The following is a 12,217-nucleotide window of genomic DNA, read 5'->3' as shown; positions in this document are numbered from 1 at the left end:
CTTCTACGTCGGCTCGGTCGTTCTCCTGTCGATGCTGCTGCCGTGGAGCAAGTACAGCGCGGACCAGAGCCCCTTCGTCACCGTGTTGTCGAGCATCGGCATCCCGGCGTCGACGGGCAGCCGGCGCGCGGAGGGCGTGTCCGTGCCCGCGCCGAGTATGTCCAGGAGCTTCGCCGAAGCGCGCTCGGCCTGGGCGAGCACGGCGGTGGACAGGGCGCGGTTGCGCGAGACCACGTTCCGCGTCACTTCGAGCTCGTCCAGGGCGAGTTCGACGTCCCTGCGGTCGTCGAAGTACGGCTCGAAGCACGGCCAGTGCTGCACCATCAGCTCGCGGAGCTGGGGCAGCGTCAGGAAGCTGAGGACGTTGTCGTCGGCCGGGTCGAGCAAGTACCCCTTGCGGCGGCTGACTTCGCGTACGGCGACGGCCCGCTGGACCCACTCCTGACCGGCGGGACCGGCGGCGGCGACCACCCAGTCGTCGGCGTGCACCGGTTCGTAGATGGGGCGCAGAACAGCGGCCACGACAGCGCGCAGCCGCTGTTCCACGAGATTCAGCCAGATGTAGGCCCGCCCGGCGCGCTGGGCACGGGTGCGCACCTCGCGCCAGGCATCGGCGCCCCAGTCCAGTTCGGGTCCGATCTGAGATCCCATCTCCATCGGCCGCGCCAGGGACACCGCTCCGGGCGGGCCGTCCGCGGAACCCCCCTCGTGACCCTCGTCACCAGGGGGCAGTTCCCGCCCTCCCGAGCTCACCCAGCGCACCCCTTCCGCTCCCCCGAGCACTCCCCCGTTCAACGATCAAGGAAGGGTACTCCGGGAGCGGCGGCCGGTGCAGCCGGATGGAGAGGGTGTTTTCTCAACTACCGCCCTCCTGTATGGCCGTTCTGGTCGGCGAGGTCGGGCGGAGTGAGCGGATTCATAGCGGTCACGTCACGCGGGGCGAGGGAGAAGCCCTGCCAGTGGACCGGCATGGGCTGCTGGTCCTCGTCCCGAGCGATGTGGTGGAACCCGATGTTGACCCAGGTGATCGGGTGCTTCAGCGTCTGGCCGTTGACCCATTTGTCCACGCTCTTGCCGCCGCAGTTCGAGGACAGGTTGTCGCTGGAGTACTTCTCGCACTTCTTGTACTCGGTGAAGTACACGTCGTGGTTGCTGTAGTTGCGTCCGGGGTGCTTGACGGTGTGGCCCGGCACGATCTCGTAGGAGCGCTTGTGGCCGTCCGCGTTCTTGCCGGCCGTGCTCACCACACGCCACCAGCGCATGCCCTTGACGTCACCGACGAGTTCCTTGGTGACGGGGGTGCGGGTCGTCTTCGTCTTCGGGTTGCCGTTCCCTGCGGGCGGCGTCACCTTGGAGTCGTACTGCTCGACCTTGGCCTTCGGGGAGCCGTCGAGGCCGAAGTTCAGGCGCCAGGAGATGTTGTGGCTGTGGCTCTCCGCGTAGTCACGGGCGCCTTTGCCGATCGGCCAGCCGCGGCCGTCGGTCCCGTTGTAGTCCTCCGGTGCGAGGCTGCCCGTCGCGCCGACGTTCGAGGTGATCGTGCCGTCCGACGAGAAGCGCCACTCGGTGATGTACTCGTACCAGGAGGCCTGGTTGACGGTGTAGACGAGCAGGTCCTTGCCCTGCGCCTGGTAGACCTTCTCCGGGTTGGAGTAGATGTCCGGCGTCATGCGGTAGGCGTGGCCACGCGCGCGCGTGGTGGTGCACAGGCCCTTCACCTTGCCGCCGGGGATCGGCGAGGAGCTTCCGACCTTGACGGTCTTGATGGTGCCGCCGGGACACTCGGCGGGCTTCAGCGGCAGGAGGTCCGTGCCGAAGGTGGCGCCGGTGATGTCCTGGTACTCGTTCTCGCCGTCGTCGTAGGGCACGTGGACCTGGGCGAGCCGCGCGCTGGTGAGGACGGGTATGGGCTTGGGTTCGTTCTTCGGCTGGTACGAGATGTTGTCGAGCACGAGCCCGGCGTTGGTGTTGTAGTGCCAGCACATGCGCCAGGTGGTACCGCCGTCGACGGTCTGTTCGATGCGGTAGTCGTCGCTGCACGCCGGGGCGTCGGCGGCGGGGGCGTCCTTGGCGGCGTTCTGTGTGGCGCCCGCCGGTCCTGCGGCGGCGACGGCGGTGCCCAGGAGCGCGGTGACCGCAAGGCCGATGGAGACGCGCTTGCGGGCGCGCACAAGTCTGTTCACGAGCATGCGAAATGACTCCCTTGTACGGAAGTGAAGGAGTGCGGGCGGGTGTCCGGCCGCTCAGCGGAGGCGGGTGACGGTGCGGGCGCTCAGATCGACGATCAGGTCACGGGTGTCGATCCAGGGGCCGTTGACGACCTTGCTGACGACGCTCAGGCACCGGTGTTCGCCGCACTTGGCGAGCGGGGCCGGCAGTTTCTCGACGGTTTCCTTGTGGAAGACGAAGGCGCTGAGCGTCAGCTGGTCCGGCGAGGTCAGCTCCTTGTCCATCGCGTGCTTGTAGTCGCTCTTGAGGTCCTTGCCGAGCGGATCGGCGATGAGCAGCTGCGCCGCCTCGCGCAGTTCGTCCTTCGCCGCCGGCGGCTGAACGCCGTGCGAGGTGTCGGTGTTCTCGACCTTGCCCGTTTCGAGGTTGACGGTCTTGGTGACCAGCTCGTCGGACTTGTAGTCGTAATAGACGATCTCCGCGCGGCGCGGCCTGTCGGGGTCGACGGCCTCGGTCGGGTCCGCCTCGCTCAGGTTGCTCGCGAGGAGCTGCGGGCCGCGGTCGCCCTCCACGTCACGCGCGGACCTGCGCAGATTGCCGGTCATGGCTATCTGCTCGGCCCGCTTCGTCTCGTCGTCGGTCAGTGGGTCGCTGCCGATGCCCTTCTCGCCCTCTTCGGGCGCGGCCTCCACGACCCCGTCCTTCGGGATCGCGTTCTGCTGTGCCGCTCCCGCGGCCTCGCTGCGGTCCTCCCCCGCCCCGGCCGAGCCCCCCAGCGTGAGTCCTGCCATCACCGCGGTGGCTGCGACGGCGACCGCCGTGCCCGCCACTACCTTCCCCAGATGGCGTCTGACTATTTCGCGCACATCCCCCCCAATTTCCCCTGTTGCCCCACTTATGGGCATGACAAGTATGTGGTCGGTCCGTTAGACGGCCTCAACTCCTGGGTGGTTGCCCCACTTTCGGGGAGACTCTGACCAATGTGACCCCGGGCCGAGGGGGCGGTAGTGGAAGAGTCGGATGCATGCAGGTGTGGCCAGGGCAGGCGTATCCACTCGGTGCGACGTACGACGGCGCCGGCACGAACTTCGCGGTCTTCTCCGAGACCGCCGACCGCATGGAGCTGTGTTTGCTGCACGACGACGGCTCGGAGACAGCCGTCGAGCTGCGTGAGTCCGACGCGTTCGTGCGCCACGCGTACCTGCCCGGCGTGATGCCGGGCCAGCGGTACGGCTTCCGTGTGCACGGCCCCTACGAACCGGAGCAGGGGCATCGCTGCAATTCGGCGAAGCTGCTGCTCGATCCATACGCCCGGGCGGTCAGCGGCCGGGTCGACTGGGGAGAGGAGGTGTACGGCTACCGCTTCGGCGCCCCGGAGAAGCGCAACGACATGGACTCCGCGCCGCACATGATGACCTCCGTGGTGGTCAATCCGTACTTCGACTGGGGCGACGACCGCCCGCCGCGCACCCCGTACAACGAAACCGTCCTCTACGAGGCCCACGTCAAGGGCCTGACCATGCGGCATCCGGACCTCCCGGACGAGCTGCGCGGTTCGTACGCGGCGCTCGCGCACCCGGCGGTCATCGATCATCTGACGCAGCTGGGTGTGACGGCGCTCGAGCTGATGCCGGTGCACCAGTTCGTGAACGATCACCGGCTGGTCGACATGGGCCTGAACAACTACTGGGGCTACAACACGATCGGCTTCTTCGCGCCCCACAACGCGTACGCCTCCTGGGGCGACCGGGGCGAGCAGGTCCTGGAGTTCAAGCAGGCGGTCAAGGCGCTGCACGAGGCAAACATCGAGGTGATCCTCGACGTCGTCTACAACCACACGGCCGAGGGCAACCACCTGGGCCCGACGCTCTCCTTCAAGGGCCTGGACAACGCCTCGTACTACCGCCTGATGGACGATTCCCGCTACTACATGGACACCACGGGGACCGGCAACTCGCTCCTGATGCGGTCGCCGCACGTACTCCAGATGATCATGGACTCGCTGCGGCACTGGGTCACGGACATGCACGTGGACGGCTTCCGCTTCGACCTCGCGGCGACGCTCGCCCGCCAGTTCCACGAGGTGGACCGCCTGTCGTCTTTCTTCGACCTCGTGCAGCAGGACCCCGTGGTGAGCCAGGTCAAGCTGATCGCCGAGCCGTGGGACGTCGGCGAGGGCGGCTATCAGGTGGGCAACTTCCCGCCGCTGTGGACCGAGTGGAACGGCATGTACCGCGACACGGTGCGCGACATGTGGCGCGGCGAACCGCGCACCCTCGCGGAGTTCGCATCGCGGCTCACCGGCTCGTCCGACCTCTACCAGGACGACGGGCGGCGCCCCCTGGCGTCGATCAACTTCACCACCTGCCACGACGGATTCACGCTGCACGACCTCGTCTCGTACAACGACAAGCACAACGAGGACAACGGCGAGGACAACCAGGACGGCGAGAGCCACAACCGCTCCTGGAACTGCGGCGCGGAGGGCGAGACGGACGACCCGGACATCCTGGAGCTGCGCGAACGGCAGATGCGCAACTTCATCGCGACGCTCATGCTCTCCCAGGGCGTCCCCATGCTCAGCCACGGCGACGAGTTCGCCCGGACGCAAGGGGGCAACAACAACGCCTACTGCCAGGACAACGAGATCGCGTGGGTGCAGTGGCCCGAGGGCGAGAGCGCCCAGCTGGAGTTCACGCGCGCGATGGCGTGGCTGCGGCGCGATCACCCCGTCTTCCGCAGGCGGCGGTTCTTCCACGGCCGTCCGGTCGAGGGCACGCACGACGAGCTCTCGGACATCGCCTGGTTCACGCCGGAGGGCGAGGAGATGACGCAGGAGGACTGGGACGCGTCACAGGCACGGGCACTGACGGTGTTCCTGAACGGCAACGCCATCTCCGAGCCGGGACCGCGCGGCGAGCGGATCTCCGACGACTCGTTCCTGATGATGTTCAACGCGTCGCCGGAGCCGCTGGACTTCGTGATCCCGGTCAATCACGGCCGTCAGTGGCAGGTGGTCGTGGACACCGCGCAGGCGCAGGGCGTACCGCCGGACACGGGGGCCAAGGCGGGGGCCGGGGAGCGCCTGACGCTCGCCGACCGCAGCCTCACCGTGCTGCGGCGCCCTGCGTGACCAAAGAGGCGTCGTTCGCGCTGCCGTCCGCCTTCGGGCGGGCGGCCAGCGCGATCAGGAACGCGACGGCGGCGGCCGCGCTGCCGAGCGCGAACGCCGCACCGGGGCCGTACGACTCGGCCAGGCGCCCCGCCACGGCGAGCGTGACCGCCTGGCCGCCCACGAAGGCGCTCGCGGCGAACGTCATCCCCTCGGCGAGCCGCTGCGGCGGGCAGGAGCGCTCGGTGAGCGCGAAGCCGGTGATCAGGTTCGGGGCGTAGATCGCGCCGAACACGGTCACCACGAGGTACAGGCCCGTCATACTGTCCGTCCACACCAGCGGCAGCGAGAGCAGCGCCGCCGCGGCCGTCGCCACGCGCCAGCGCGCGTGCAGCCCGAAGCGCTCGGGCAGCGCGGCCATGGACAGGCCCACGACGGCGCTCATGACACCCATGGCGGCGTAGACGAGTCCCGCCTGGCCCGGCTGCCCCAGCTCCCCGGTGAGCGCCGTGATGCCCGCGCCGCAGGCGCCGAGCAGGACGCCCACGAAGACGAGCCCGGCGCGTACGACGATCACCTCGCGCGGGAGCCGCCGGCGGACGCCACGCGCGCGTGCCCCCTGCCCCGTCTCCCGGACCGCCCGCACGGTGCGGCCGGTGGGGTGCAGCGCGAAGCCGGAGCCGCAGACGGCGACCAGGAGCGCCGCGGCCCCGAAGGCGTACGCCGGATGGCCCGCGACGGCCGCGAGACCCACCAGGGCGGGGCCGAGCACGAAGGACAGCTCGTCCATGGTGCTCTCCAGGGAAAGCACGGTATTGACCAGACGGTCGTCACCGCCCGCCCCGCGCACCAGCGGGACGGCGCGGGCACGGGCCAGCGGTCCGATCCCCGGGATGCTCGCGCCGGCAAGCACGGCGAGGACGACGAGCGCGGGCGTGGGAAGGCCGAGGAGGGCGCCGAGCGTGTACACCGCGATCGCCGCGGCGTTGAGCAGCGAGAAGCCGAGGACGACGGCGCGCTGGCCGCGACGGTCGGCGAGGCGGCCGACGACCGGGCCCATGGTCACCTGGCCGAGCGCCAGCGCGCAGGCGACCACGCCGCCGGTGGCGAGCGATCCGCTGGTCTCGGTGACCAGGAGGACGCTGCCGAACTGGATCATGGCAACGGGGAGCCTGCCGAGGAACGAGATCACCGGAAGGAGCGCTCCGGTGTGCCCGATCACTTCCCGGTAGGTGTCCAGCAGACCCCGTGCGCCGGACTCGTCCCGTCCGGTCTGTTCCTCTTCAGCCATCGTCCGACGCTAACGACGCACCCGCCGCCACACGCATGAGTCGATGGCACGAAAGCCCTTCGGGCGGGTACGTAGGTTCGCATGACGCCTGAGCGCTCGGAGCCCGCGGTGCCGCCACCGCCCACCGCCACGTACCGGCTGCAGCTCCAGCCGGAGTTTCCGTTCGCGGCCGCCGAAGCGGCCGTCCCGTATCTGGCCTCTCTCGGAGTCTCGCACCTGCATCTGTCGCCGGTGCTCGAAGCCGTCCCCGGGTCCACGCACGGCTATGACGTCGTGGACCACGCGCGCGTGCGGGCCGAGCTCGGCGGCGAGGAGGGGCTGCGGGCCCTTTCGCGCACCGCGCGGGCACACGGGCTCGGCCTTGTCGTGGACATCGTGCCGAACCACATGGCGGCGGTGCCCCGCCACAACCACGCCCTCTGGGAGGTCTTGCGCGAGGGCCCCGAGTCGCCCTTCGCCCGGTGGTTCGACGTCGACTGGGAGGCGGGCGGCGGCCAGGTGCTGATCCCGGTGCTCGGGCGCGGCGTCGGGGACGAGCTGGAGCGCCTGCGGGTCGACGGGGACGTGCTGCGCTACCACGAGCACGCGTTCCCCCTCCGGGACGGCACCGCGGAGCTGCCGCTGCCGCAGCTCCTGGACGCCCAGTGGTACCGCCTCGCGTGGTGGCGACTTGCCCGTACGGAGCTCAACTACCGGCGCTTCTTCACCATTTCGGACCTCATCGGGGTGCGGGTCGAGGACCCGGAGGTATTCGACGCGACCCACGCGAAGATCCTCGCGCTGCTGCGGGAAGGGGTCGTGGAAGGGCTGCGGATCGATCACCCGGACGGGCTCGCGGACCCGGGGGCCTACCTCCAGCGGCTCCACGAGGCCACCCACGGGCGCTGGACGGTCGTGGAGAAGATCCTCGCCGACGGGGAGCAGCTGCCCGCCGCGTGGCCCGTCGCGGGCACCACCGGCTACGACGCGCTGCGGCACCTCGACGGCCTGTTCACGGACCCGGCGGGGGCCGGTGAACTCCTCGGCCAGTACCGCAGGTTCACGGCCCCTCCGGTGGACCGGGGCGGCGACTGGGGGGCGACGGTGCGGCGCGCCGCGTACAAAGTGCTCACCCATGAGCTCGCCGCCGAGACCGACCGCCTCACACGGGAGGCGACCGCGCTGTGCGCCGGGGACCCCGCGCTGCGCGACCATGCGCCGTGGGCACTGCGCACCGCCCTCCTGGAGCTGCTCGTACGACTTCCCGTCTACCGGCCCTACGTCTCCGGGGGCGTCGAACCGGCCTCGGTGCTCACGGTGGGGGCCGCCGAAGAGGCCAAGGCCGCCTTCGCGGTACGCGAGGAGGCCGAGGCCGTCGACGTCGTACGGGATCTGGTCCTCGGGCGCCTGGGGTCCGGGCCCGCGCTCGACGGCTTCCGCGCGCGGTTCGCGCAGACCTCGTCGGCGCTGCGGGCCAAAGCGGTCGAGGACACGGCGTTCTACCGGCACGCGCCGCTCCTCTCCTCGGCGGAGGTGGGCGGCTCTCCCGAGCGTCCCGCGGTGTCCCCGGAGGCGTTCCACGCCTACTGCGCGCGCGTGCAGCGCGACTGGCCCTATGCGGGGACGGTGCTCAGCACGCACGACACGAAGCGCAGCGCCGACGTACGGGCGGGCATCTCCGTCCTCACGCAGTGCCCGGAGCAGTGGGCCGACCTCCTCGTCGACCTGACCGAGCAGACCGCGCGGGCGGGCGGCACCAGCGCGCCGGACCCGCAACTCGCCTGGGCGGCCTGGCAGACGGCCGTCGGCTTCGGCTTCCCCTACGACGAGCGGCTGCAGAAGGCACTGCTCAAGCACGTGCGCGAGGCGGGCCTGCACACGAGCTGGACCGAGCCGAACGAGGCGTACGAGAAGGCCGTGACGGCGTTCGTGGAGGCGGGCCCCTGCGGACCGCCGCTCTACACGGTCGCGGAGTTCGCGGGCACGCTGCGGCCCCATGTGCGGGCCAACCTCCTGGGGGCCGCGCTGCTCCAGCTCGCGATGCCCGGCGTGCCCGACCTCTACCAGGGCACGGAGAGCGAGTACCGGGCCCTGGTGGACCCGGACAACAGGCGGCTCGTGCGGTTCCAGCCGCACGTCCTGGAGTACCTGGAGCAGCACCGTGAGCGCTGGGACCTCTCCGAGGAGAAGCTGGCCGTCACGACGACCGCGCTGCGGCTGCGCAGGCGGCGCCCGGAGCTGTTCGGCGACGCGGCGACGTACGAGCCGCTGGCCGCGCGGGGTCCCGGCGCCGCGCACTGCGTGGCCTTCGCGCGCTCCGGAGAGGTGATCGCCGCGGCGACCCGGCTCTCCCTGCGGCTGGCCGAAGCGGGCGGCTGGCGCTCCACGGAGCTGGCGCTTCCGGAGGGGCGGTGGACCGATCTGCTCACGCGGGGGCGGGAATTCACCGGGCACGCGCGCGTGGCGGAGCTTTTCGGGGAGCTGCCCGTGGTGCTGCTCGAACGGACCTCGGGAGGGGCGGATCGAGCGGCCTCAGGAGGGGCGGACGAGTAGGAGGCGGGGCGCCCGCACCAGGAGCCCGCCGGGCGCGGGCCTGAAGCCGGGCGCCCAGCGCAGGCCCGGCATGGCCGCGAGCAGGGCCCGCAGGCCGCACTCGGCGACGAGTCCCGCCACGGTGGCAGCCGGACAGAAGGGGCCCTGCGCACCGAACGCGAAGTGCGCCGGGTCCGCGCGGAAGATGTCGTAGCGGTCGGGGTCGGCGAAGCGGAACGGGTCGCGTCCCGCGGAGCCGATGAGGCAGGCCACGACGGATCCCGCGGGCAGCGCGGTGCCGGCCAGGGTGATCGGGGCACGCGCGCGGCGCAGCACGACGGGCGTGGGCGGATCCCGGCGCAGCGACTCCGCCCAGGCGCCGGGTATCAGCCCCGGACGGGCGCGCACGAGGTCCAACTGGGCCGGATGGTCGAGGAGGTTGGCCAGGAAGGAGGCAAGGGCGAGAGCGGTGGCCCCGCCGCCGCCCGTGAGGAACGCGGCGGCACGAGCGGTGACGGCCTCGTCGTCCGGGAGCGCCTGCCCGTCCGCGCCGGCACGGCACAGCACGGAGAGCAGGTCCGCGCCGGGACGCTCCCGGCGCCGCACGACATGGGGGCGCAGCAGCCCGGCGAACTCCGGGTGCACTCCGTCGGCGTGCACGGGCCCCGTACGGCACCACTCCCGCACCCGCGCGGCGTCCTCCATCGGCAGGCCGAGGGCGGCGACGGCAGCCGCAGCGGGCAGCCACGCGCTGAACTCGGCGACGAGGTCGACTTCGCGCCGCCGGGCCACGCGCCGGGCGAGTACGTGGGCGATGCGCTCGGCTGCGGACCGCAGCGCGGGCTCCACGAGGCCCCGGCCGACCGGAGCCGTCCCGGTCGCCGCCGGTCCGCTCCGGGTGCCGTGCAGTACGGCACGCACGTCCGCGTACCGGCTGATCAGCCAGGCTCCGAGGAGTTCGTCGCGGACGAGGGGGAAGCTCTCGCGGAGGGTGCGGTAGAGCGGATGGGGATCACGCTCGGCGCCGGGGTCCGCAAGGCCGGGCGGCGGCACGCGATGCCCGCGAGGGGGCGAGCTCAACGACACGGCGGACCCCGTTCCGGCTCGGCGCGGCGGACAGCCGTGCGATGGGGTTCCAGGGGATCACCGCGGGGCGCTCCGTGCAGTCCTCATACACCCATTCGGGTGATGCTGCGGGTCTGTGACACAGGGGAACGACATCGCTTGGGCCGCACGCTTGACACCCGCCCTACCACGTGGCGTACTGCGGATTGCTTCAGCGGACAAGTCAGGGGTGAGTCAACTGGCGGAGCAGCGCTATCCCAATGTGGCCGAACTCGTACTGTCCGCAAGGGAGTTGGCCGCACACCGCCCCGAGCTGAGCACCCTGCGCCAGGTGGGCGTATCGCGCGCGGGAAGACCCCTGCACCTGCTGTCCGTCGGCAGCTCCCGCCGTGCCGTCCTGGTCGTCGCCGGAGCGCACGCGAACGAACCGACCGGCGGTTCGACGCTGCTCCGCCTCGCGGAGTGGGCGCTGCGCGACGAGGACCTGCGCGCCGACACCTCCTGGCACTTCCTCCTGTGCGCCGATCCGGACGGCGCCAGCCTGCACCGCACGCCCGCGCCGCGCACCCTGTTCGACTACCACCGGCACTTCTTCCGCCCCGCGGGCCCCGAGCAGCCCGAGTGGTCCCCCTCCGTACTGCCGCCCGACCGGCTGCCGCCCGAGACCCGCACCCTGACCGGCGTCATCGACGAGCTGCGGCCCTACTTGCAGGTGTCGCTGCACGGAACCGATCTCGGCGGCAGCTGGGTGCAGCTGACGCGGGACATACCGGGGCTCGCGGAGCCGTTCGCCAAGTCGGCGGCGGAGCTGCACATCCCGGTGGAGACGGGGGCTTCGGACGCCGCGGGCTGGCCGGTCTCGGGGCCGGGGGTCCATGTGCTGCCGGGCCCCGGATCGGCCGCCGCCTATCCGAGCCTCCCCGAGGACGCCCGGCACACCACCTGGCACCACGCCCACCGGTACGGCGGCCTGACCGCCATCGTCGAGGTCCCGATGTGGGCGAGCGACCTCGTGGACGACGCGGCAGCCCACCCCTCCCCGGTCCTGGCCCTGCGCGGCTTCTCGCGGCGCCTGCGGCAGGACGCCCGCCTGGTCGAGGACATACTCAACGAAGCACTGCCGCGGCTCCCCGGGGCGCACGGCCCGCTCCTTCGCGCGGCACGCTGGGCGCTCGACCTGGTGCCCGGTCTCGCCGACGACTGGGCCAGGCTGCCGCCCGCGGGGACGTCGATGGCGTACATAAGCAGCGTCGACGCGTTCGGGCGCCGCCTCCCGCTGCGGGCCGCCGCGATGCTGCTGCGGGTTCTCGACACGGCGGGCGACCGGGCCGCGCCCCGCCTCGAACGGCTCGTGCTGCGCTGGAGCGACGCGTTCGCCGAACGGTTCAGGGCGCGCTGGGTGCCGCTGGAGCACCAGGTCGAGCACCAGTCGCGGACGACGGTCGCCGCCGCACGCCACGCGCGCGTGCAGGGCGACTGACCGCGGGCCGCTCCGGGGGCCTCACGAAGCGGGCCCCTCCGAAGACCTCACGAGGCGGAGAGCCGGAAGCCCATCTTCCCGAAGCTGACCTGATCGCCGTCCTGGACGACGGCCGCACCGATCACCCTGCGGCCGTTCACGGACGTGCCGTTCGTCGACCCGAGGTCGCGCAGCACCCACATGCCGCCCTGCCTGCTCAGCTCGGCGTGCACCCGGGAGACCGTCTCGTGGCTGAGCCTGAGCCCGTTCGCGGGGTCGCGGCCGATCCGCAGCGGGTACGGGTTCGCCGGCACCGGAAGGAGCAGCTTCGGCAGCTTTTCCGCCTGCCAGACCCTGCGCAGCCGGACCGTGAACCCGGAGACCGCGCCGACGGCGCCGAACACCGCCCGCGAGAGGCGGCCCTCGGTCTGCAGATCGGCGGTGAGCGCGGCCAGTTCGTCGGGCTGCCGGGCGGCGAGTGCGAGCTCCATGCGCCGCACGAACGTGTCGTGCGAGAGCTTGCCGAGTGCGGCACCCTCCCTGAGCACCTTCAGCGCCCTGTCGCGCTCGGCGTCGGTCAGCCGCGCGGGGTACGTGTGGATCTCGAAGG

Annotated in this window: 8 protein-coding genes and 1 pseudogene; 3 read left to right on the top strand and 6 right to left on the bottom strand. The window is 71.6% G+C overall.

All coding sequences use genetic code 11. The annotated features are described in order from the left end of the window. Positions 1 to 105: 105 nt before the first annotated feature. From ACQKIP_RS26285 to ACQKIP_RS26275, 3 genes and pseudogenes are all read right to left on the bottom strand, one after another. A pseudogene (locus ACQKIP_RS26285) lies at positions 106 to 783 on the bottom strand (SAV2148 family HEPN domain-containing protein); the annotation flags it as partial. 77 nt (positions 784 to 860) lie between these two features. Next, the gene (locus ACQKIP_RS26280) at positions 861 to 2,189 is read right to left on the bottom strand and encodes a copper amine oxidase (protein ID WP_365858622.1); all 1,329 of its coding nucleotides are present in this window, start codon (positions 2,187 to 2,189) and stop codon (positions 861 to 863) included. Positions 2,190 to 2,243: 54 nt separating this feature from the next. Further along, positions 2,244 to 2,999, bottom strand: coding sequence for a Tat pathway signal sequence domain protein (locus ACQKIP_RS26275; protein WP_365858620.1), 756 nt, complete (start codon positions 2,997 to 2,999; stop codon positions 2,244 to 2,246). A gap of 194 nt (positions 3,000 to 3,193) precedes the next feature. Between ACQKIP_RS26275 and glgX the strand changes: the two genes are divergently transcribed. After that, positions 3,194 to 5,302 (top strand): glycogen debranching protein GlgX, encoded by a 2,109-nt coding sequence (gene glgX, locus ACQKIP_RS26270; protein ID WP_365858618.1) that lies wholly within the window; start codon positions 3,194 to 3,196, stop codon positions 5,300 to 5,302. On the opposite strand, the gene ACQKIP_RS26265 is transcribed toward glgX, so the two are convergent. Continuing rightward, positions 5,277 to 6,572 (bottom strand): MFS transporter, encoded by a 1,296-nt coding sequence (locus ACQKIP_RS26265; RefSeq protein ID WP_365858616.1) that lies wholly within the window; start codon positions 6,570 to 6,572, stop codon positions 5,277 to 5,279. The genes glgX and ACQKIP_RS26265 overlap by 26 nt on opposite strands. A gap of 81 nt (positions 6,573 to 6,653) precedes the next feature. Between ACQKIP_RS26265 and treY the strand changes: the two genes are divergently transcribed. Further along, positions 6,654 to 9,104 carry a malto-oligosyltrehalose synthase gene (treY, locus tag ACQKIP_RS26260; RefSeq protein ID WP_365858614.1) on the top strand — a complete coding sequence of 817 codons (2,451 nt, stop codon included), beginning with the start codon at positions 6,654 to 6,656 and terminating at the stop codon, positions 9,102 to 9,104. Here the strand turns inward: treY and ACQKIP_RS26255 are convergent. After that, entirely contained in the window at positions 9,084 to 10,169 is a 1,086-nt protein-coding gene (locus tag ACQKIP_RS26255; RefSeq protein ID WP_427744259.1) for a cytochrome P450, read from the bottom strand. The two genes, treY and ACQKIP_RS26255, sit on opposite strands and share 21 nt — an antisense overlap. A 208-nt stretch (positions 10,170 to 10,377) precedes the next feature. On the opposite strand from ACQKIP_RS26255, the gene ACQKIP_RS26250 reads away from it, so the two are divergent. Continuing rightward, positions 10,378 to 11,628, top strand: coding sequence for a M14 family zinc carboxypeptidase (locus ACQKIP_RS26250; RefSeq protein WP_365858609.1), 1,251 nt, complete (start codon positions 10,378 to 10,380; stop codon positions 11,626 to 11,628). Positions 11,629 to 11,675: 47 nt separating this feature from the next. Here ACQKIP_RS26250 and ACQKIP_RS26245 read toward each other — a convergent pair. Continuing rightward, positions 11,676 to 12,217, bottom strand: a 542-nt coding sequence (locus tag ACQKIP_RS26245; protein WP_427744256.1) for an FHA domain-containing protein, incomplete at its 5' end; no start/stop codon positions are given.

The sequence above is a fragment of the Streptomyces sp. NPDC059900 genome, assembly GCF_050270335.1.
Lineage (GTDB): Bacteria > Actinomycetota > Actinomycetes > Streptomycetales > Streptomycetaceae > Streptomyces.
This window is presented reverse-complemented; position numbering and strand designations above follow the sequence as displayed.

Coding starts and splice junctions, on each gene's coding strand:
- ACQKIP_RS26280 (WP_365858622.1), bottom strand. CDS start 2,189: ATGCTCGTGAACAGACTTGTGCGCGCCCGCAAGCGCGTCTCCATCGGC.
- glgX (WP_365858618.1), top strand. CDS start 3,194: ATGCAGGTGTGGCCAGGGCAGGCGTATCCACTCGGTGCGACGTACGAC.
- ACQKIP_RS26265 (WP_365858616.1), bottom strand. CDS start 6,572: ATGGCTGAAGAGGAACAGACCGGACGGGACGAGTCCGGCGCACGGGGT.
- treY (WP_365858614.1), top strand. CDS start 6,654: ATGACGCCTGAGCGCTCGGAGCCCGCGGTGCCGCCACCGCCCACCGCC.